The following is a 21,426-nucleotide window of genomic DNA, read 5'->3' on the forward strand; positions in this document are numbered from 1 at the left end:
ACTTATGCTCCCAGAATCGCATCCGTCATGCGACACATACGCACAATCGGCTTCACATCATGCACGCGCACAATCGATGCGCCGCGCTCAATCCCCATGACGCACGCCGCCCCCGTCGCCTCCATGCGTTCCTCTACGGGCAGATCGAGTGCCGCCCCGATAAAACTCTTGCGGCTCGCCCCGAGGAGCACGGGATAGTCCGTGCCATCGTATGAGATAAGTTCGTCCATGCGCCGCAGAACATGCATATTCTGCTCCGCCGTCTTACCGAAACCAATGCCGGGGTCAAGGATGAGATTTTCGCGTGCAAGCCCCGCCGCATCCGCGCGCGCAAACGCGCATGCAAAGAACGTGCGCATTGCGCCGATGATGTCCCCGCTGTATGCCGTCCCGTTCTGATTGTGCATCACGACAACGGGCACATCCGCCTCCGCCGCGACACGCGCCATCGCACCCGGCTCCTCCGCATATTGCAGTCCCCAGATATCATTCAGCATGTGCGTGCCTGCGTCAAGCGCCGCGCGTGCCGTCTCTGCCTTAAACGTGTCCACAGAAACGGGCACGGGACATTCTGCCAGAATCGTTTCAAGAAACGGCAGCAGCCGCTCGATCTCCTCCGCCGCGCTCATTGGAACGAATCCGGGACGGCTCGACTCCGCACCGATATCGATGATGTCCGCACCGTCCCGCACCATCTCCTCCATATGGCGCAGCGCGCTATCGCGCGTGTTCCACCTGCCGCCGTCCGAAAACGAATCGGGCGTCACATTCAGAATGCCCATGACGAGCGTTCGCCCGCCGAGCGTCAGCTTTTTCCCGTCACGAAAGCGATATGTTCTCTCTGCCGTCATCCCATTCACCTAACATTTTCCATGCCTGCAGTTCCATTGCCTTATCTTCGCGAAAGATTCCCCTACACGCCGAGGTCGTTGTCCGCGTTCCATGCGCGCGTGCGCCGCGCATCGTCATACAGAGCTGCTGTGCGTCAAGAACGACAAGCACGCCCTCCGCGCCAAGCCCCTGCTCGATTTCAGAGGCAATGTCTGCCGTCAGTCGCTCCTGCAGCTGCGGGCGGCGCGCCATACATTCGACCAGCCGCGTGAAAACGCCAAAACCCGCCACGCGTCCTGCGTGCGGGCGATAGACAATATGTACCGTCCCGAAGAACGGAAGCAAATGATGTTCGCAGATGGAATAAACGGGAATCGCACGCACGGCAATCAGACCATCCGTCTTCTCCGTCAGCACATCTGCCCAGAGCTTGCTTGTATCCGCACGGAGCCCCGCAAACAGTTCCCCATAGAGCTGTGCCACGCGCGTGGGTGTTTCCTCCATCCCCCGTGCAGCGAGATTAACCCCGACCGCCGTGAGAAATTCGCGCATGGCGCGCTCTGCACGCGCGAGGTCGACCGTCGTGCATGCTTCCTCCATCGCTCCGTCACCTCACCTTGTTCAATTCTTTGCCCATGCAGCTATGTCTGCGATCTCGCGCGGCGTCGTCCTGCAGCAGCCGCCGATGAGGCGCGCTCCTGCCGTGCGCCAGCGGCGGGCTATCGTACCGAAATCCTCTGCCGCACCATGCCATGATTTATCTGAGGCATCATACGTCTCACCGGAGTTCGGATAAACGACGATGGGCTTTGTCGTTTCCCTTCGGATCTCGCCAATCAACGATTCTACGTACTGCGGTGCCGTACAGTTCAGCCCGATCGCCGCAGCCTCCGGCACAGTGTCCAGCCACCGCGCACATACCGCAATCTCCATGCCGTCACTGATGTGCGCAGCATCGCGGCAGGAGAACGAGAACCATGCTGGAATCCGTATCTTCTTTTCGCGCAATACGCGCACGATCGCGCGCGCCTCCACCAAACATGGCAGAGTCTCGCAGGCGAGCAGATCGGGCTGTGCCGACGCAAGCAGTGCAAGTCGCTCCGCATGGAATGCGACAAGTGCATCCTCGTCGATACCATAGTCGCCGCGATACTCAGAGCCGTCAGCAAGATATGCTCCGTATGGTCCAACCGATGCCGCCACGAACGGCACCCGCCCGTTTTCCTCGCGCTCTGCAAGATACAGATCACACGCCTCCTGCGCCAACTGAATGGACTTCTGTATGAGTGCAGCAGCCTCCTCTTTAGAGAAGCCGCGCTTCATAAAGCCCTCCACCGTCGCCTGATAACTCGCGCTCGTCACGACATCCGCTCCTGCGCGCAGGTAGTCCAGGTGAACCTCACGCACAAGATCGGGACGCTCAAAGAGCGCCTTCGCCGACCAGAGTGCATCGTTCACGGAAAATCCGCGCGCCTCAATCTCCGTTGCAAACGCACCATCCAATACAATCACATCCTGCACCGCAAGGCGCTCCTCGATCACATTCATCCGTCCCCTCCTTCTTCATCCGTTGTTATTCTTTCGGTGGTTCCTTGCCGAACCACTTACGGTAGATTTCGTCATACTTTCCATTCTCCTTGATCTTACGCAGCCCTGCATTCAACTGCCCCAACAACTCTGCGTTTCCCTTCTTGACTGCGATGCCGAGATCCTCCTGATTGATCTGCGCAGGCACAACCTTTGCAATTCCCTTGCCCTTGTTCTCAACATAGTACTCATCGACGGGCGTATCATTCACAACGACATCAACGCCGCCGTTATAGAGATCGAGGAAGGCATCCGAGATCGTGCTGAACTCGTGCAGATCGGCATTCGGAATGCCGCGTGCAACCTCTGCGCCCGTCGAGCCGATCGTCACGCCGACACGCAGTCCCTTCAGATCATCAAAGCTGTTAATGCGCGTCTCATCCGCGCGGACGACCATGCTTAGACCTGCCTTGTAGTAGGAATCTGTGAAATCCACCGTCCTTGCCCGTTCTTCGTTGATCGTCATGTCCGAGATGGCGATGTCGAGATCGCCCGTCTGCAGCGCGGGGATCAGCCCGTCAAAGTTGAGGTTTTTGATCGTAACCTCACGCCCCTGTGCCTCGCCAATCGCACGGATGATGTCAATGTCGAAGCCGACGTACTCATGCGACTTCTCATCCTGAAATCCGAACGGTGCATAGCTCGCATCCGTCCCGACCCGCCATACATTCGTCGCCGCCGTATCGGAGCCTCCGCAGCCCGCAAGTCCGAACGCCGTAATCCCGGCGAGCACAATGCCCGCAACATATTTTTTCAAATCCATACTAAACAACCCCCATTTCATATGTTTTACTATACTACATGAAATGAGGGGCTGTGTCAAATGTTTTATTTCAAGAGTCCGTGTGTGCGCAGAGCCGCGTCGAGCTGTGCCGCATGCGCAGGCTCCATCTCCGAGAGCGGCATGCGCAGCGGACCCGTCTCATAGCCGAGGCGGCGCATCGCCGTCTTGACAGGGATGGGGTTGACCTCGCAGAAGAGCGCGTCAATAAGATCGGCGTACGCAATCTGGAGGCGTGCCGCCTCCGCAACGTTCCCGTCGAAATAGTTCTGACAGATGTCGTGCGTCACCTTTGGCGCAACATTCGAAAGCACGGAGATGACGCCTGCGCCGCCGAGCGAGAGGATGGGCACAATCTGATCGTCGTTGCCGGAGTAGACCGCGAGCTCATCGCCAACCGCCGCGCGCAGACGCAGGATTGCCGAGAGATCCCCGCTCGCCTCCTTCACGGCGACGATGCGCGGATGCCTTGCAAGCGCGACGTAGGTTTCCGTCTTGATGCTCACACCCGTGCGCGAGGGCACCGTATAGAGGATCGCGGGGATATTCACGCTGTCCGCGATCGCTGTATAGTGCGCGATCAGCCCGTTCTGCGTGCATTTGTTGTAGTACGGCGTCACGAGAAGCAGTGCGTCCGCACCGACCTGCTCCGCGTACTTCGAAAGCTCGATCGCATAGGAGGTCTCATTCGAGCCCGTACCCGCCACGACGGGAATGCGCCCCGCCACCTTCTCCACCGCAAACCGAATCGCCTCGCGATGCTCTGCATCGGTCATCGTCGCGGACTCTCCCGTCGTTCCCGTGATGATGATCGCATCCGTTCCGCCCGCAATCTGATCGTCGATGATACGTCCGAGTTCGGGATAGTTCACACCTGTCTCTGTAAACGGCGTAATGATGGCAACGCCCGCACCACGGAAAACTGTCTTTTTCATGGCAAGCTCCCCCTTCAAAATTCTCTGTTCATATTATCCCACGCGCGACGTGAAAAGTCAAAAATTTTATAGAATATTCACGTCCGCAGCGCAGGACGAATCTCATCGAAGAGCGCCGCATTCGCGTGAACCTTCTCCTCACCGCCGAGAACGCAGCACACATTTTCGCGCATCGCTGCCTCAATCATCGGTGCAAGTGCACGCACATCCTCCTGCTGCGCCGTCAGGATCTCCTCGCGCGCACGCTGACGATCCTCCCACGTAATATTGCGCAGGTGAAACGTCGCCGCGATATCGCCCTTCATCTGCGGCGTGAACGGCGTGTCCACGCTGCTCATCGTGCCGATGATGAACTTGTCCATCTCGCGGTCGGACACGTCGAACGCGCGCACATAGTCTGCCGTCTCATCGAACACCGTAAACGTCTCCGCAAGATTCGGATCACGGTAGGAGGAGAAGATCATGAAGCCGTTGCGGTTGAACTGCGTCATCGCCCCATACGCGCCGCCCTGCACGCGAATACGTGTCCAGAAATAATCGTAACGAAGCAGCGTTTCCAGCACGCGCAGAACGCCCGTATATTCGTAGCCCAGCTTGATGAAGTTCGCGCCCTTTGCCACATACTGCACACGGCTCTGCGTCATCAGCCCCTCGTTTTTCGGCGCAATCTCCCACGTATACGGCGCCGCGGGGAAGAGCTTGGATGAGAGCTTCTGCCGGAACACCGAAAGCTGCGCCGCAATCTCCGCGTAGTCAGCCGCCGGTGCCGTGACGCTGACCATAAGATCATTTTGATTGAAGATCTGCGGCAGGATGCGTTCAAATGTCGCCTGCATCTCCGTGTGACGTGCATCAAAATCGTCCTTGAATGCGCGCAGGAAGTCGTGAAACGGCAGTCCGCCGACCTCGGCATAGCGCCCCGAGGGTGTCAGATCGGCGGCAATCCGCGCGGCGACGACCTGATTTGCCGCACGCTGCAGCGAAAGCTCCATGCCCGTCTTTTCCTCGTCGATCAGCTCACGTACACGCTTTGCACCCGTGAAGTCACTCTCCGTCATGATCTCGGCGAGGAGGTCAAAGAGGCGCGGCAGATTCTCACGCAGCACCTTCGCGCGCAGCTTGAAGCGCGGTGCGAGCGAATCCGGCTCGCCCGCACGCGTATAGGCGACAATATCCGCACCGAAACCACCCGTATAGAGACTGCGGAGCATCGCGAGTTCCGCGTAGGTGTGCCGCGCGGTATCGACCGCACCGAACATCTCCGCGAGGAGATATGCATATTGCAGGTCCTCCTGCGCAACCGCCGCCATCGGAAAGTAGAAATTCAGATAGACAATGCCGTTCGTCTCGATGTCGGAATAAAGGATCTGCGTACCTTCAAGATCGCGAATCTCGAGCGGCAGATGCTCTGCCTCTTTGCGAATATCGGAGCGTGCAAGAATCGGAATGGACGCAAGTGCCTCCTCCGTGTCCGGCGCCTCTTGCGCCGCCTTCAGCGCCGCACAGTCGTCCATGACCTTCGCGATCTCATCAGCGCTCATCGCCGCCTTCTTCTCCGCGAGAATCGCCTCCTGCGCCGCCGCGCGCTCCTGCCCGAGCGTGCGGCTCGGCGCGAGCGTTACAAGAGCCTCATGCGGATTTTCGAGGAAGGATTCACGGATCACCTGCTCGAAGTAACCGTTTTCCAATCCCTCTTTCAACTCCGCAAGCACATCCTCATAGCGCAAATAGTCGGCGGGAGCACCGTCATAGAGCCACGTCATCATCATGCGAATGCCGTAGATCAGCCCCTTCGGCGAAGATCCGAAATCCGACTCACGCAGACGGAACTCAAGTGTATTGAGTGCCGCCTTTACGAGCATGTGGTCGAGTCCGCCGTCTGCAAGTTTTGTCAGTGTTTCCTTTACGATACGCACGAACTCCTCCGCGCGTGCAACTTCAGATTTGCTCACAACAATGCTGAAGAACGGCTGCAGCACGTCGCTCTCGTAGTTCGAGTCCACATCGCGCCCGAGCCCCGCATCGATGAGCGCCTGACGCAGCGGTGCACCCTGCATCCGGAGGAGCGCGTGATCGAGGATTTGCAGCGCCATCACGCGCTTTCGATCTGTTGTGTCGCCGATCACCCAGTTCAGCGAGAGAAACGCATTTTCCTCGAGCGGCTCATCTGCTCCGATCGGATAGAAATGCTCCTTGACCACTTGCCCCGCAAACACCTGCTGACGGTCAATGCGTGATGGAACAGGGATCCGCTCAAAATGCGAGAGGTACGCACGGTCGAGATAGGCGAGTTTCTCCGCGATATCCATGTCGCCGTAAAGGTAGATGTAGCTGTTCGATGGATGGTAGTAATGCGCATGAAAATCGAGAAACATCTCCTGCGTAAGCGTCGGGATCGCCTCCGGGTCGCCGCCCGACTCATAGCCATACGTCGTGTCGGGATAGAGTGCCGCCATGATGCAGCTGCCAAGCAGATCATCGGGCGCAGAGAGGGCCCCCTTCATCTCATTGTAAACGACGCCGCTGTAACGCAGAGGTGCATCTGCATCATCCATCTCATAGTGCCAGCCCTCCTGCATGAGTATCTGCGGGTTCTCACGCATCGCAGGATAGAATACGGCGTCGAGGTATACGTCCATCAGGTTCCGGAAATCGCGGTCATTGCGGCTCGCGACGGGGTACATCGTCTTGTCCGGAAACGTCATTGCATTGAGAAAGGTATTGAGCGAGCCCTTCACGAGCTCGACGAACGGCTCCTTCAGCGGATACTTGCGCGAGCCGCAGAGCACGGAGTGCTCCACGATGTGCGCCACCCCCGTATCATCCACGGGCGGCGTGCGGAAGCTGATCGAAAAGACCTTGTTATCATCCTCGGTTTCGAGAAAGAAGAGCCGTGCGCCCGTCTTCTCGTGGACGAAGGTATGCCCGTGCCCGTCCGCCTCCGCAATCTCCTCCGAGCGGATCAGTCGAAACCCGTGAATCACGTCATCTATCTTCATGTGAGTTGTCCTCCTTCATACAATGGATTTCATTATAGCACAGCGCAGTGTTTTCGCAAAATAAAAGAGATTGGTTCAAAAAAGACTGTTAAACGAAGTTTTTTCTTCGTCCAACAGTCCTCTATCTCCACGCCCTCGCTCACCCTTTGACGAGTGCCGCATATTTGGCGCGCTCCGCCGCCGGGATTTGCAATACGTCCATCGCCCTTTCGAGAGGGAGGTTCAGGCTTTTCATCACCCTGCCGATGGATGATACCATGCCTTTTTCCATCCCTTCTTCACGAGCTTCCTCCGCACGGACTTCCAAGGCACGCTCTTGATCCCAAACAAAATTCAGCATGTCAAAAACCTCCTCTTTGTGTTTTTGCCGAAAATATTCTTTCAGATAATCATTGGCTATGCAGTACCGCACCGCCTCACCGACCGCAGCTTCCAGTGTCCTGCCGTTTTCGACCTGTTCCCGCACCCGTGCGATGAATACACTGTAGCTTTTTAGCGCGTGACATTTCTCCAAAACAGGGCGATTCGGATGCTCATTGATATTCAACACTTCGACGATGAGCTCCATCGCGCCTTGACGTTCCCCAAAGGCGTCGGATAGCCGCAACGTCCATGCATCAGGCATTTCCTTTACGCCGTTATAGAACACATAGAACCTCGGTGCCGGCAATGGAAGCAAATTCTTCTTATAGATGGCGTCCTCATCCACATGCCGCCGATAGACTTCAGCGAGATACATGAAGAGGCGCAGAGGCATATTCGCATTGATGGTGCTCTGATGCTCAATCAGCAGCACATGCTGATTCCCGACGATGAAGCCAACATCGTTCTGAACGCCCGTGAACAGCGTTTCCTCCATTGTCGCGAGTCGGATGTCCTCAGGAGTCGCTTTACAGTCGAGAAGGGCCTCATAAACGCTCGGCAGCCGCTCTACATTGTTGAAGATATCACGAAAAAGGGAATCTTTATAAACACGCTTTGCCTTTCTCATTTTTCGCCCTCCTGTTTATATTATACAATAATTTGCCGTTTTTTGACAAGAATGCCTGCAATGACGGAAATCAAAAAAGCAGCGATCCATGAGAAATCCCATACATCGCTGCTCTCTTTTCGCGTCGAACACAACTGCGTGGGCTTTGCATCAGACCGGAGGGAACGCCTTTGCAGGGTACATCTCCCGCGATGCCGCATCATAGCGCCCGATGCCGAGAAAGATGCCCTCAGAGCAGACGCGATAGAAGCCATCGGCAAGCTCCATGCGGCGCTCCGAGGTCGAAAGACCACTGTAAAACGCCTTGACGCGCGAAGAGTCGAGTTCATAGCACGGCAGATCAAGCGCGGTATCCGGTGCACGAAGCGCCGCCTCCCCTGCCTCCGTCAGTTCCTCGATCGTGTAGGAGTCCGCGAGCGTGAAGCCGCCGACACGCGTGCGCAGGAGAAAGCGCATGGTCGCGGGCAGCCGCATCGCCGCACCGATGTCCATGCAGAGCGAGCGGATGTAGGTCCCCTTTGCGCAGTCCACATCGACGAGAATACGCGCGTGCACCGCGTCCACATGAACGAGTTCCAAGCGATGAATCGTAACCGTGCGCATCGGCATCTCCACCTCTGCCCCCTGCCGCACAAGATCATAGGCGCGCTGCCCGCCGACCTTGATGGCGGAGTAGGCGGGCGGCTGCTGTTCGATGTCTCCAACGAAGCACGCAAGCACGGAGCGCAGTTCCTCCACGGAGGGGAGTACGGGATGCCGCACGCTCTCGATCACGTCGCCGTACACATCCCCCGTGTCTGTCGCATAGCCGAATGCGATCTCCGCGCGGTAGGATTTGTCCGCACCCTCCATATACTCCACAAGACGCGCGGCGCGTCCGAGCGCAATCGGCAGGATGCCCGCCGCAGCAGGGTCGAGCGTACCCGCGTGTCCGACGCGTTTCTGCTTAAAAATACGTCGCACGATGTCAATGACATCGTGCGACGAAAGCCCCGTGGGTTTCAATACGTTGATAAATCCGTCCATGTCCTAACGGTTCAGCTCCTCCCCAATCGCCGCGAGGATGGTTTTCTTCGCCTCGTCAAAGGAGCCGTGCAGGGTACAGCCCGCCGCGCGGATATGCCCGCCGCCGCCGAAGCCCTGCGCAATGCGCGAGACGTTCGTGCCCTTCGAGCGCATACTGATGCGGTAGGTATCCTTTTCAAGCCACTTCATAAAGAAGACGACCTGTGTTCCCTCGATGACGCGCAGTTTGTCGAGGAGTCCCTCCGTCGTGGTGACTTCCTTCGCCCGTTCCTCGTCGATAAAGACCGCCGCCACTTTTCCATCACAGAACATCTCAAGACTCTTGATCGCGCGTACCTGCGCCATGACCTCGTCGTAGGACTTCATCTCCATTGCGACCGAGATGATGTTCGGTTTCACACCGACTTCGACGAGATCCGCCGCCGCGCGCATTGTATGCGGCGTGGTGTTCGAGAAGCGGAAAAAGCCCGTATCCGTCGCCATCCCCGTATAGAGGCAGGTCGCGACATCGAGCGCGAATGTGCCGCCCATCGCGAGAATCAGATCGTGCATGATCTCGCAGGTCGCGGCATAGTCCGCATTCAGATAGAGATATTCCGCCGCCTCATCGTTCGTCACATGATGGTCGATGTTGAGCACGCGCACGGCGTCCACGGCATCGATCACCGCGCCCGTACGCTTCAGCTCCACATCGCAGACGATGAGGAGGTCTGCCGTGTAGCGTTGCCCCTCTGCGGGACGCTCAATTTGCTCAATCCCCGGCAGGACGTTAAAAATACGGGGAATCTCATCATCGATCAACACGCGTGCGTTCTTTCCCAAGGATCTGAGATAGTGCATCAACCCGAGCGTTGAGCCGATGCTGTCCCCATCGGGGCGGATATGCGAGGTGAGGATGATGGTTTGCGCATCGGCGACCATCCGCGCCGCGTCATCGAGTGTAATCTTCATTCATTCTCCCCCTTCTCTGTCATTGGACGATCCTCGTGAATCTCGTTGAGCAGCCGCTGAATGTGGTCGCTGTAGTTCAGCGAGGTATCGAGCGCAAAGCTGATCTCAGGCGTAAAGCGCAGACGAATGCGCTTTCCGATCTCACGGCGTACAAAGCCGAGCGAACTGTTGAGACCGTACAGGCTGTCCCGCGCCTTCTTCTCATCGCCCATGACGCTGACGTAGATCTTCGCCTCGCGCAGATCCTCGGTGCAGGCAACGGACGTTACCGTCACAAATCCGATGCGCGGGTCCTTCAGTTCATTGAAGATGATGTCGCTGACCTCCTGCTTGATCAGTTCCTGTAGTTTTTCAACGCGAACCTTTGCCAAGGTGCGCCTCCTCTCATTTCTCTATAGAAATTGGCACAGCCCTCCGCGCAAAAATGCACCAAAGGACTGCACCATATACATAAATTATTCTGCGTTTTCTTCTGCCGCAGCGGCTGCAGCGGCCGCAGCCTGCGCTTCGCGCTTCTGCTCTGCCGCCTTGTTCGCCTCGGCAATGGATGTCTCGATCTCCTCCATCGTATATGCCTCGATGATATCACCCTCCGCAAAGTCGCGGAAGTCGATGATGGAGATGCCGCACTCATAGCCTGCAGCGACCTCCTTCACCTCATCCTTGAAGCGGCGCAGGGAGTCGATCTCTCCGTCGAAGAGTTCGACGTTGTCGCGCAGGATGCGGATCTTCGAGTTGTTGTGGATCTTGCCCTCAAGCACATACGAGCCGGCAACAAGTGCCTTGGAGAAGCGCATGACCTGACGGATCTCGACGCGTCCCTGAATGACTTCCTTGTACTTGGGCTTCAACATGCCGCTCATCGCGTCCTTGACATCGTTCAGCGCATCGTAGATGACGCGGTAGGTGCGGATGTCCACATCCTCCGTGTCGGCGAGGCGCCGTGCATTGGCGTCCGGACGGACGTTGAAGGCGATCACGATCGCTTTCGATGCCGTCGCGAGCATGATATCCGACTCGCTGACGGCGCCGACACCTGAGTGTACGATATTTACGCGCACCTCGTCGTTCTTGTTGAGCCCGAGAAGTGCGGAGTTCAGCGCCTCGACAGAGCCCTGCACGTCTGCCTTGACGACGATGTTGAGATCCTTGATGTCGCCCTGCTGAATCTGCTGGAAAAGTGCATCGAGCGAAACACTCTTCGACTTGATGAGGTCGCGGCGCTGATTGCCGAGGCGTGCCTCTGCAATCGAACGCGCCTGCTTCTCATCAACGACGGCGAGGATGTCGCCCGCCGACGGTACGTCATTGAGCCCCAAGATCTCAACTGGCATGGAGGGTCCTGCCTTCTTCACGTTGTCACCGCGATCGTTGATCATCGCGCGTACGTGACCGTACGCTGTACCGACAACAATGGAATCACCGATGCGCAACGTACCGCTTTGAACGAGCACCGTCGCAACGGAGCCGCGCCCCTTGTCGAGCTTTGCCTCGATGATGACGCCGCGCGCCTCACGGTTCGGGTTTGCCTTGAGCTCCTCAACCTCGGCGACGAGCAGAATGTTCTCGAGCAGGTCGTCGATGCCCATGCGCTGCTTTGCGGAAACAGGTACCATGATCGTATCGCCGCCGTATTCCTCGGAGACAAGTCCATACTCCATGAGCTCCTGCTTGACGCGCTCGGGATTCGCGCCCGGCTTGTCGATCTTGTTGATCGCAATGATGATGGGCACCCCTGCCGACTTTGCGTGGTCGATTGCCTCGACCGTCTGCGGCATGACGCCGTCATCGGCTGCGACAACGAGAATTGCAACGTCCGTGATCTGTGCACCGCGCGCACGCATCGCCGTGAACGCCTCATGACCAGGCGTGTCGAGGAAGACGATCTTCTTGCCCTGACAGACGACCTGATAGGCGCCGATGTGCTGCGTGATGCCGCCTGCCTCATGCGTGCTGACGGAGGTGTTGCGGATCGCATCGAGGAGTGATGTCTTGCCGTGGTCGACGTGCCCCATGACGGTGACGACCGGCGGGCGATCCTTGAGCGTCTTCGGATCGTCCTCGATCTCCGGGATCAGCGTCGGATCAACATCCGGCGGCAGCTCCTCCGTCGTCACGCCGAACTCTGCCGCAACGAGACTCGCCGTATCGTAGTCGATCTCCTGGTTGATGCTCGCCATGACGCCCATGAGCATGAGCTTCTTGATGATGTCCGATGCCGTGTAGCTCATCTTGGACGCGAGATCCTTGACGGCGATCGTCTCCGGCAGCTTGATGTGCTTCGGACGTGCGATCTCAACCTTCGCTGCGGGTGCGGGTGCTGCTGCACGTCCCTTGCGGCCCTTGCGTGCACCGCCGCGGCTGCGCTCTGTCTGACGCAGATCCGTGCGCTCCTCGCGGTCACGGCGCGCGCCCCCACGCGCATTGCGGCTGCGGTCTCCGCCTGCGGCGTTATTCTCGCCGCCGCGTCCGCCGCCGCGGCGACGGCTCTCACTGCGCCCTTCGCTCGGGGGCGGCGGCGGAATTGCTGCCGCAGGAGCCCCCGTACGTGCACCGCCGCGTCCGCCTGCGGGACGCGCAGAACGTCCGCCGGCATTGCCTGCGCTGCCCGACGAGCGGGGACGATCCTGCGATTCCGCGCGCGTCTTTGCGGGTGCCTGACGCACGATCACAATGCCGGGCGCCTTTGTCCGCGCGCGTAGCACCGGCTTTTCCTCCACCGCAGGCGGAGCTGCCGGAGCAGCACTTTCTGCGGGAGTCTCGGGCGCGGATTTCTCCGCAGCCGGCTTCTCCACAGCCGGCTTCTCCGCTACAGCGGATTCTGCGGCTCGTTTTTCCTTCTTTGCCGGACGCGCAGCAGCCTTTGGAGCGGGGGATTTGCTCTGCAGGGACTCCTTGCGCACGGGTTTTGCCGTACGACCAAGTTCAGCTCTCACCGCCGCACGCTCTTCCTCGCCGACTGCGCTGAACATATTCTTAACCTTGTAGTTCTTGCTCTTTAGGATATCAATAATGGTATCTTTGTCCGTCTTGAATTCCTTTGCCAAATCGGTGATTCTGTATTTCGATTCTGACATCAATCCACCCCCGTCGGTATATCCTGCAAATAGGCGCTGAGCCTGTCCGCAAATCCTCTATCTATGAGCACAGCAACCGCACGGTACTCTTTGCCAAGGCAGTGTCCGAGCTGCTGCATGGTCAGTAATTCCGCCATCGGCACCTTCAGCTGTGCCGCCATGCGGATAAATTTCGTCTTGGTTTCCTCCGAGGCGTCCTGTGCGAGCAGGAGAAATGTTCCCTGCTTCCGCTTGAGCGCGTCCTCTGCCATGAATGCGCCGGATACAATCCGCCGTCCGCGTGCCGCCATGCTGAGGAGGTTCATGGCACGCTGCTCGATCGCCCCGTTCATTGCGCATCCTCCCCTCGCGCGCGGAGGGCTTCCTCCAATGCGTCATAAACGGCGGGAGCGACGCGTCCCTTGAACGACCACGAAAGTCCGCCCTGCTTGCGCGCCAATCGAAGGCACGCGGCAGATGGACAGAGGTATGCACCACGCCCGGGGCTCTTCCCTGTCGGATCAATCGAGATCGCCCCATCGGGGCTGCGCACGATGCGAAGGAGCGCGTTCTTTGGATGCAGCTGGCGACAGCCGACGCACAGCCGCTCGGGCTGTTTCGCCTCTGCCATTACGCCTCCTCTGCACCGAGGTCGGCATCGGCAGGAACATCATGCTCTACCTCTTCTGCCGCCATGAGTTCCTGTGCCTGCGACTCGCTCTTGATATCGATCTTCCACCCCGTCAGTTTCGCCGCAAGGCGGGCGTTCTGCCCCTCCTTGCCGATGGCAAGCGAGAGCTGATAGTCGGGAACGATGACGCGCGAAACCTTCTCCGCCTCATTTACAGCGACCGAGATGACCTTCGCCGGATTCAGCGAGTTCGCAATGTAGGTCGCGGGATCGTCGCTCCACTTCACGATGTCGATCTTCTCGCCCGCGAGCTCATCGACGACCGCCTGCACGCGCATGTAGTGCGGTCCGACACAGGCGCCGATCGGATCGACACGCTCCTCCGAGGAGTAGACTGCAACCTTTGAACGGCTGCCCGCCTCGCGTGCGATCGACTTGATCTCGATCACGCCCTCCTGTATCTCGGGGACCTGCAGCTCGAAGAGTTTTTTGAGCAGCCCCGGATGCGTGCGCGATAGGATGATCTGTGGTCCGCGGGACGTGTCCTTCTTCACCTCGATGATGTAGGCGCGCAGTGTGTCACCGTAGTTGTACTCCTCCGTCGGCATCTGCTCCGTCGCCATGAGCAATGCCTCGGCGCGTCCGATGTCGACGAACACGTTGCGCCCCTCGACGCGTTGGACAATGCCTGTCACGATGTTCGACTCGCGATTCTCATACTCTTTGTAGACGATGTCACGCTCCGCCTCTCTGAGGCGTTGCATGACGACCTGCTTTGCCGTCTGCGCCGCAATGCGCCCGAAATTCGCGGGGGTCATCTCGATCTCGACCACATCATCGACGGCGTAATCTGAGCTTATTGCGCGCGCCTGTGCAAGGGAGATCTCCGTGATGTCGTTCTCTACCTCCTCGACAACCTTCTTGATGGCAAAGACATGAAACGCCCCCGTCTCACGCGACAGAACGATGCGGACATTCTGGACATTCTGCGCCAAGTTGAAATTGCGCCGATACGCCGAGATCAGCGCTACCTCGATGGTCTCGAAGAGACGTTCCTCGTCGATCCCCTTTTCATAGGCAAGCTCCTTCAGGGTTTGAAGGAACTCCTTTCCGCCGTTCTTCTCCTTTGTGCTTTTTCTTGCCAAAACCCAAATCCTCCCTAAAAGTCGATATGCAGACGTATCTGTGAAACCTGCTCCATGGGAATGCAAATCCCGCCATCCAGTTCCAGTGTCTCTCCATCACAGCCTGCAAGTGCGCCCGTCCACTGCTTCTTTCCGTCAAAGGGCGCATAGAGCGTCACATCGACCTGCTTGCCGTGCTCACGCTCGAAATCGCGCGGCTTTCGCAGCACACGATCCAGTCCCGGCGAGGAAACCTCCAAAATATAGGCGTCCGGGATGAAATCCTCACGGTCTAGAATCTCCTCCAAGCGTTCGCTGAGGTTTTGGCAGTCATCGATATCAATGCCGCCCGCCTTGTCGATATAGACGCGCAGGTAGTAGTCGCGCTCGCGCACATACTCGACATCGACCAGGTCCAATTCCGGCACATCCGCAAGGAGTCCGCGCACAATCTCCTCAACGCGCTCCTCAATCTTCGCGCTCATGCTCTCCCTCTTCTCATACGTAATGAAAGAGTGGGCTTTCACCCACTCTTTCCAGATCTTAAATGAATTTATTGGATTATAGCATAGGTACAAGAACTTGTAAAGCCCCTGCGGCGATTTTCCTCAGTGCATCATACGGTTCATGCCGGACTGCGAGAAGAGCAGGACGAGCAGAATGCCGATCACGAGAGAGTAGACCCACGCGATCACCTCGATCGATGCGACCTTTATTTTCGCGAATGCCAGGTCCTTCCACGCGTGCAGGATGACCTCGCCCGTCAGTGCGCCGCCCTGCGGCAGGAGCTGCTCGATCAGATGCATGAAAACGCCCACGCTGCACAAGCTAATCGCCCCGGCAAGGAAGAACAACGCGCCCCAGTCCAACGAGATCGCCGACCCCGCCATTGCGCCGAAAAACGTCTTCTTCAGATCCGAGATCATGCTCTGATACTGAACAAACGCAACGGCGGCAAAGATGAGCAGAGAGTGCCCCATCGCCACAGAGAGAACGTAGTTCTTCTTTTTGAGAAGCGCATGTGCCGAAGCAGCGCCGATAAACATAATTGCGAGCATCAATCCCTTGCTGATGTCCATGATTGTCACGTCAAACAGCTTCCCAAGAGAAATCCACGGCAGGAATACGGAAATGATAATTCCCGCTGCACTGATATATACAGTGGTGGTAAGATTCCCACGCAGTTTCTCAAGTTTCCTCACATTCTCCTGCGCCTCCGGCGACAGTCCCTCCATCTGAACAGGTGCTTCCTGAGCCGTCATTCGTTCCTCCTGCGCCGGAGCTTCTGCCGTCGGCTCCTGCGGCGCACCGCAAGAAGCGCAGAACTTGGCGTTTTCCTCAATGGAAGCACCGCATTTTTCACATAATTTCATTCGGTATCCCCTTTCTATCGGCCATACAGCCGACGCATGAGCCACGACATGATACGCCCGCGTCCAATGAGGCTGACGATCGCACCGAGAACAAGCACACCAACGACAATCATGGCAATCGCGGGAAGAGCAACGAAGATGAAGAACGCGAGCAATGTTGCCAAAACGACAGCCCATATGAGACTCGTGAGCAGCGAGCGCTGCGGGCGCACTCCGCCGATCCGAATGTAGCGTATGGAGCCGTGTGGTGCACTACCATACGGATTCCCGCCCCACCCCCGCTCTTCGTCCAACTGCGGCTCGGCACCGCTCTCATCCATGGTCACACCGCGATAGGCGGCATTTTCTTCCCGGCTTATCGGCCGTACACACGGATCCTGTTCCATAGGAGCCTCCTCCCTAGAAGTTCAATTTTCCATGAACAACGCTGTAGAGCATTGTCACAAATCCCTCCTCCCCGAGATAGCGGGGGTCATAGGGCACGCAGTGCAGAGCTGCACGCATGCGATCCTGCGCCTTCCGCACCGTTTTCTTGTTCGAGCCGACCACATGATAGAGCTCCGTGATCGGCGTAAGGTCGATATTGTTGATCTCGGCAAAGAGAAAGATCGCTGCCGTGAGGGCCTCTGCCGTCTTCGCACGCGCGAGATCCAACTGTGCATAGTCGAGAAAAAGCTCGCACATGAGCAGCCGCCCATGACAGCTGAACCCGATTTTCTCCGAAACAACCTGAATGGCTGCAAGCTCCTCCGTACACACATGCGGATCAATCGTACGCGAAATTGGCTGCGGCAGTGCATGGCGCGGCAGAACATTGATCTGTGCCAGCGTCGAGAGCACGTGAATCGTATGGCGCACGAGCGCTGCCTCACGTGCGAGAAAATGATCCATCGTCGCATCAGGCGCCTGTATGCGAAAGAGTTCATACTCTCGTTGGAGGGTATCACTGATGCGCCGCTGGAGACGCTTGCTTGCAGGAATCGCCGTGATGTAATTGAGCATCATCATGCCCTCATCGCAGATATGCCCAAAGAGAATACTCTTTGTGAGCGCCCCCGGGATGTCGGGATGCGGTAGAACGACCTCCTCATCGCGCAGGATATCACGGCAGACGACGTGATCCTCGTACTCCTCCTCTACGGCGAGCACGGCAAAACGTGCCGCCATGAGATCACGAATGATCTCGCGTTCATCATAGTCGAGCTTATCCCATTCTCGCTCGCTATAGTGAGCAATCGGCGTTTCATCGGTTGAAATAAGATGATAGTCGAAGAAAAAATAATCCCAAAACCGCAGCCAAAAGGTTTCTTTCTCCTCCTCGGTCGCATCCTCGTATGCGTTCATGTCATAGAGATCGCCCGTGTAGATCATCGCCGCACGACCGATATCGCGCTGATAGGAGGGACGCCGAAAGTATTCGCCGATCTTGTGCAGGAGCTCGTTGAGCTGAATGTTCAGCTCCTCCATCTCGATGCGCTCATCCTCCTCGATGTCCTCAATCGTCAGCCCCTCGATCTCCTCCCACTCGACGCGCTCGGGCAGACGAAAACGCCCCGTAATATAGAACATCTCGAGATCCGCGTCCAGTTCGCCAATGTCGACATCATAGTCGCCGGTCTCATCGAGATAGACCAAGAATGCGCGCATGCGGGCAAAGTAGTCCTCCGCGTGCCGTTTCAGCGGGCGGCGGTCAATATGCGCGTCAGCATAGCGAAAGAAGAGTGCCAGATAGTCGATACGGATGAAGAGCCGCGCAAGGGAATCATCGCGGCGCTGGATCACCGTGAGGAAGTCCTCGATGCAGTGCCAATCCGTGCAGAGATCCTCGTTGCTCCGCCCGCGCCACGCCGATGCACGGAGGTAGCGCTCGATCAGTGTGCGCGAAACAAAGATATTTGCACGCCCATGCGCCGAATAGAAACGCTTGACTAACGTGTAGACATTTTCCATGCAGCCCTCCCGCCGTCATGCGCCCCAACATACAAAATTCAATACCGTTTATCCTATCAAATGCACGAAACAATGTCAATGCGAAAAAAGACGGGGCTGCCATACGAAGCTAACAAACTTCGTATGGCAGCCTCGTCTGTCGTTATGCAAAGAGATCCTTGAACTTCTCAGTGAAGCTCTTCTGCTCGGGATTCACCGCATCGCCGCTGAGCGCGGCAAACTCCTTGAGGAGTTCCTTCTGCCTCGCCGAGAGCTTCTGCGGTGTCGTAACCTTGACGCGGACGTGTTCGTCGCCGCGTCCCGCGCCGCGCAGGTTTGGAATCCCCTTGCCCTTGACGCGCAGTACCGTGCCCGTCTGGATGCCCGCAGGAATCTTGAGATCGACCGCTCCGTCGAGCGTCGGCACCTGCACGGTATCGCCGAGCGATGCCTGCACGAAGGTAATGGGAATCTCAATGAGGACATCGTTCCCGCGCCGCTGAAAGAGCTTGTGCGGACGGATGAAGATGTATACATAGAGGTCGCCGTTCGCGCCGCCGCGCACACCTGCCTCACCGCCGCCCGATACGCGGACGCGCTGACCGTCGTCCACGCCGCGCGGGATGTTTACCTTGATGGTCTTCGTGATGCGCTTACGCCCCGTGCCGTGACAGTCTCCACAGGGATTCTTGATGATCTTGCCCGTGCCGTGGCACTGGCTGCATGTGCGCGAGGTCATCATGCTGCCGAACATCGTCCGCTGCATGACCTGCTCCTGCCCTGTGCCGTGACATGTCGAACATGTCTCTGCACTCGATCCCTTCGCGGCGCCCGAACCACCGCAGGTGGGACAGTTCTCCTCTCGCGGGATGGAGAGCTCGACCTCCTTGCCGAACGCCGCCTCCTCGAACGAAATCTCCAGATCATAGCGCAGATCGGCACCGCGCTCCGGTCCCTGTCGGCGCACGCGGCGTCCGCCGCCGCCCATGCCGAACATATCGAAGATGTCGTTCATATCGAAGCCGCCGAAGCCGCCGGCACCGCCGAAGGGATTCCCCCCTCCGGCAGAGCCGCCGCGCCGCGGATCGAAGGCATCGTGACCGAACTGGTCATACGCCGCCTTCTTCTGCGGATCCTTCAGCACATCATACGCCTCGTTGACCTCCTTGAATTTCTCCTCGGCGGTCTTCGGATCGTCACGGTTGAGATCGGGATGGTACTTACGCGCGAGTTTCTTGTATGCCTTTTTGATCTCATCGTCCGAGGCGCCCTTTGGGACGCCCAAGACTTCGTAGTAATCGCGTTTCTCGCTCACGATACCACCTTACTTCTTATCGTCCTTGACTTCGGTGAACTCCGCATCGACGACATTGTCATCCTGCGATGCGCTGCTTTGCGCACCCGCATTTGCCTCTGCGCCCGGTGCCGCTCCTGCCGCGCCCGCCGCCTGCTGTGCCTGCTGATATGCCGCCGCCGAAAGTTCGTAGAGCGGCTGGCGTGCCTCCTCGGTTGCCGACTTGATCGCCTCGATGTCCGAGCCCTTGAGGGCTTCCTTCAGCTTGTCGACGGCTGCCTGCGTCTTGGAGACGAGCGCCTGATCTGCCTTCTCACCGAGATCCTTGATCGCCTTCTCCGCCTGATAGACGAGGGAGTCGCCTGCGTTGCGCGCATCGACGGCTTCCTTCTGCTTCTTGTCCTCGGCGGCGTGCGACTCCGCCTCCTTGACCATGCGCTCGATGTCCTCTTTGCTCATGCCGCTGTCGGACTGGATCGTGATCTTCTGCTCCTTGCCCGTGCCGAGATCCTTCGCCGACACGTTGACAATGCCGTTCGCGTCGATGTCGAACTTGACCTCGATCTGGGGCACACCGCGCGGTGCGGGCGGGATGTCCGTGAGCTGAAAACGACCGAGCGTCTTGTTGCCCGCCGCCATCTCGCGCTCGCCCTGCAGAACGTGGATCTCAACGCCCGGCTGATTGTCCGCCGCCGTCGAGAACACCTGACTCTTCGATGTCGGGATGGTCGTATTGCGGTCGATGATCTTCGTGCAGACACCGCCGAGGGTCTCAATGCCGAGCGAGAGCGGGGTGACATCGAGGAGCAGCACGTCCTTGACCTCGCCGACAAGCACGCCGCCCTGAATCGCCGCGCCGATGGAGACGCACTCATCCGGGTTGACACCCTTCGAGGGCTCCTTGCCGAGGATCTTGCGAATTGCATCCTGCACGGCAGGAATACGGGACGAACCGCCGACGAGGATGATCTTGTCGATGTCGCTGCCCGAGAGTCCTGCGTCCTCCATCGCCTTGCGCGTCGGCACCATCGTACGCTCCACGAGATCCGCCGTCAGCTCATCAAACTTTGCGCGCGAGAGCGTGAGATCGAGATGCTTCGGCCCCGTCGCATCCGCCGTGATGAACGGCAGGTTGATGTTCGTCTGACTCATGCTCGAAAGCTCAATCTTCGCCTTCTCCGCTGCCTCGATGAGACGCTGTGCGCTCATCTTGTCCTGCGAGAGGTCGATGCCGTTCTCCTTCTTGAACTGCTCGACCATCCAGTCCATAATCTTCTTATCGAAATCATCGCCGCCGAGTACAGTGTCGCCGTTCGTTGCCTTGACCTCGAACACGCCCTCACTCAGTTCGAGGATGGATACATCAAACGTACCGCCGCCAAGGTCAAAGACGAGAACCGTCTCATCCTGATCCTTGTCAAGACCGTAGGCAAGTGCTGCCGCCGTCGGCTCGTTGATGATACGCAGGACTTCGAGACCTGCGATCTTGCCCGCATCCTTCGTCGCCTGGCGCTGGCTGTCGTTGAAGTATGCCGGAACGGTGATGACCGCCTGCGAAACCGTCTCACCGAGGTATGCCTCCGCATCGCTCTTGAGTTTCTGCAGAATCATTGCCGAAATCTCGGGCGGCGTGTAGTTCTTGCCATCAATCGTCACATGATAGTTTGGATCGCCCATATGACGCTTGATGGACGAGATCGTGCGGTCAGGGTTCGAAACCGCCTGATTCTTCGCAAGACGCCCGACAAGGCGCTGCCCGTCCTTCGTAAAGCCTACGACAGACGGTGTGATACGGCTGCCCTCGGGGTTCGTGATGACGACGGGCTCGCCGCCCTCCATAACGGAGACAACGGAGTTCGTCGTTCCAAGATCAATACCAATTACTTTAGCCATTTTATATTCCTCCAAAATCTTAATA

The 21,426-nt window shown here is 58.0% G+C and carries 20 protein-coding genes; all 20 read right to left on the reverse strand.

Features of this window, described 5'->3' with window-relative positions:
* Nucleotides 1-2: 2 nt before the first annotated feature.
* On the reverse strand, nt 3-851 hold the full coding sequence (folP, locus tag HMPREF9081_RS09570; protein WP_006307053.1) for a dihydropteroate synthase: 849 nt from the start codon (nt 849-851) through the stop codon (nt 3-5).
* Nucleotides 820-1,431, reverse strand: a complete 612-nt coding sequence (gene folE, locus HMPREF9081_RS09575) for a GTP cyclohydrolase I (RefSeq protein WP_006307055.1) — start codon at nt 1,429-1,431, stop codon at nt 820-822. Before folE ends, folP begins: the two co-directional genes overlap by 32 nt.
* 21 nt (nt 1,432-1,452) lie before the next feature.
* Nucleotides 1,453-2,379: a homocysteine S-methyltransferase gene (mmuM, locus tag HMPREF9081_RS09580; RefSeq protein WP_006307064.1), complete on the reverse strand. Its 927-nt coding sequence runs from the start codon at nt 2,377-2,379 to the stop codon at nt 1,453-1,455.
* 25 nt (nt 2,380-2,404) lie between these two features.
* A complete protein-coding gene (locus tag HMPREF9081_RS09585) occupies nt 2,405-3,181 on the reverse strand; it encodes a basic amino acid ABC transporter substrate-binding protein (protein WP_040394996.1) in 777 nt (258 codons plus the stop codon).
* Nucleotides 3,182-3,246: 65 nt separating this feature from the next.
* On the reverse strand, nt 3,247-4,134 hold the full coding sequence (gene dapA / locus HMPREF9081_RS09590) for a 4-hydroxy-tetrahydrodipicolinate synthase (RefSeq protein WP_040394998.1): 888 nt from the start codon (nt 4,132-4,134) through the stop codon (nt 3,247-3,249).
* 77 nt (nt 4,135-4,211) lie between these two features.
* Nucleotides 4,212-7,133: an insulinase family protein gene (locus HMPREF9081_RS09595; RefSeq protein WP_006307067.1), complete on the reverse strand. Its 2,922-nt coding sequence runs from the start codon at nt 7,131-7,133 to the stop codon at nt 4,212-4,214.
* 139 nt (nt 7,134-7,272) lie between these two features.
* Nucleotides 7,273-8,124 carry an Rpn family recombination-promoting nuclease/putative transposase gene (locus tag HMPREF9081_RS09600; RefSeq protein WP_006307068.1) on the reverse strand — a complete coding sequence of 284 codons (852 nt, stop codon included), beginning with the start codon at nt 8,122-8,124 and terminating at the stop codon, nt 7,273-7,275.
* Between the two features lie 150 nt (nt 8,125-8,274).
* Nucleotides 8,275-9,150, reverse strand: a complete 876-nt coding sequence (truB, locus tag HMPREF9081_RS09605) for a tRNA pseudouridine(55) synthase TruB (RefSeq protein ID WP_006307069.1) — start codon at nt 9,148-9,150, stop codon at nt 8,275-8,277.
* A gap of 3 nt (nt 9,151-9,153) precedes the next feature.
* Nucleotides 9,154-10,101 carry a DHH family phosphoesterase gene (locus HMPREF9081_RS09610; protein WP_006307071.1) on the reverse strand — a complete coding sequence of 316 codons (948 nt, stop codon included), beginning with the start codon at nt 10,099-10,101 and terminating at the stop codon, nt 9,154-9,156.
* Nucleotides 10,098-10,472: a 30S ribosome-binding factor RbfA gene (rbfA, locus tag HMPREF9081_RS09615; RefSeq protein WP_006307074.1), complete on the reverse strand. Its 375-nt coding sequence runs from the start codon at nt 10,470-10,472 to the stop codon at nt 10,098-10,100. Before rbfA ends, HMPREF9081_RS09610 begins: the two co-directional genes overlap by 4 nt.
* 84 nt (nt 10,473-10,556) lie before the next feature.
* Nucleotides 10,557-13,178: a translation initiation factor IF-2 gene (gene infB / locus HMPREF9081_RS09620; RefSeq protein WP_006307076.1), complete on the reverse strand. Its 2,622-nt coding sequence runs from the start codon at nt 13,176-13,178 to the stop codon at nt 10,557-10,559.
* Nucleotides 13,178-13,510, reverse strand: coding sequence for a L7Ae/L30e/S12e/Gadd45 family ribosomal protein (locus HMPREF9081_RS09625; RefSeq protein ID WP_006307077.1), 333 nt, complete (start codon nt 13,508-13,510; stop codon nt 13,178-13,180). Before HMPREF9081_RS09625 ends, infB begins: the two co-directional genes overlap by 1 nt.
* On the reverse strand, nt 13,507-13,788 hold the full coding sequence (rnpM, locus tag HMPREF9081_RS09630; protein ID WP_006307078.1) for an RNase P modulator RnpM: 282 nt from the start codon (nt 13,786-13,788) through the stop codon (nt 13,507-13,509). Before rnpM ends, HMPREF9081_RS09625 begins: the two co-directional genes overlap by 4 nt.
* Nucleotides 13,788-14,933, reverse strand: coding sequence for a transcription termination factor NusA (nusA, locus tag HMPREF9081_RS09635; protein WP_006307080.1), 1,146 nt, complete (start codon nt 14,931-14,933; stop codon nt 13,788-13,790). The genes rnpM and nusA overlap by 1 nt, the downstream gene beginning before the upstream one ends.
* A 14-nt stretch (nt 14,934-14,947) precedes the next feature.
* On the reverse strand, nt 14,948-15,397 hold the full coding sequence (locus HMPREF9081_RS09640; RefSeq protein WP_040395003.1) for a ribosome maturation factor RimP: 450 nt from the start codon (nt 15,395-15,397) through the stop codon (nt 14,948-14,950).
* 123 nt (nt 15,398-15,520) lie between these two features.
* Nucleotides 15,521-16,285, reverse strand: a complete 765-nt coding sequence (locus HMPREF9081_RS09645) for a zinc ribbon domain-containing protein (RefSeq protein ID WP_006307084.1) — start codon at nt 16,283-16,285, stop codon at nt 15,521-15,523.
* Between the two features lie 14 nt (nt 16,286-16,299).
* Complete coding sequence (locus HMPREF9081_RS09650; protein WP_006307086.1) at nt 16,300-16,671, reverse strand: hypothetical protein; 372 nt, start codon at nt 16,669-16,671, stop codon at nt 16,300-16,302.
* A 13-nt stretch (nt 16,672-16,684) separates the two neighbouring features.
* The gene (locus tag HMPREF9081_RS09655; RefSeq protein ID WP_006307088.1) at nt 16,685-18,235 is read right to left on the reverse strand and encodes a hypothetical protein; all 1,551 of its coding nucleotides are present in this window, start codon (nt 18,233-18,235) and stop codon (nt 16,685-16,687) included.
* 142 nt (nt 18,236-18,377) lie between these two features.
* Nucleotides 18,378-19,529 (reverse strand): molecular chaperone DnaJ, encoded by a 1,152-nt coding sequence (gene dnaJ / locus HMPREF9081_RS13680; RefSeq protein ID WP_006307090.1) that lies wholly within the window; start codon nt 19,527-19,529, stop codon nt 18,378-18,380.
* 9 nt (nt 19,530-19,538) lie between these two features.
* The gene (dnaK, locus tag HMPREF9081_RS13685) at nt 19,539-21,401 is read right to left on the reverse strand and encodes a molecular chaperone DnaK (protein WP_006307093.1); all 1,863 of its coding nucleotides are present in this window, start codon (nt 21,399-21,401) and stop codon (nt 19,539-19,541) included.
* Nucleotides 21,402-21,426 lie beyond the last annotated feature (25 nt).

The sequence above is a fragment of the Centipeda periodontii DSM 2778 genome (genome assembly GCF_000213975.1).
Lineage (GTDB): Bacteria > Bacillota > Negativicutes > Selenomonadales > Selenomonadaceae > Centipeda > Centipeda periodontii.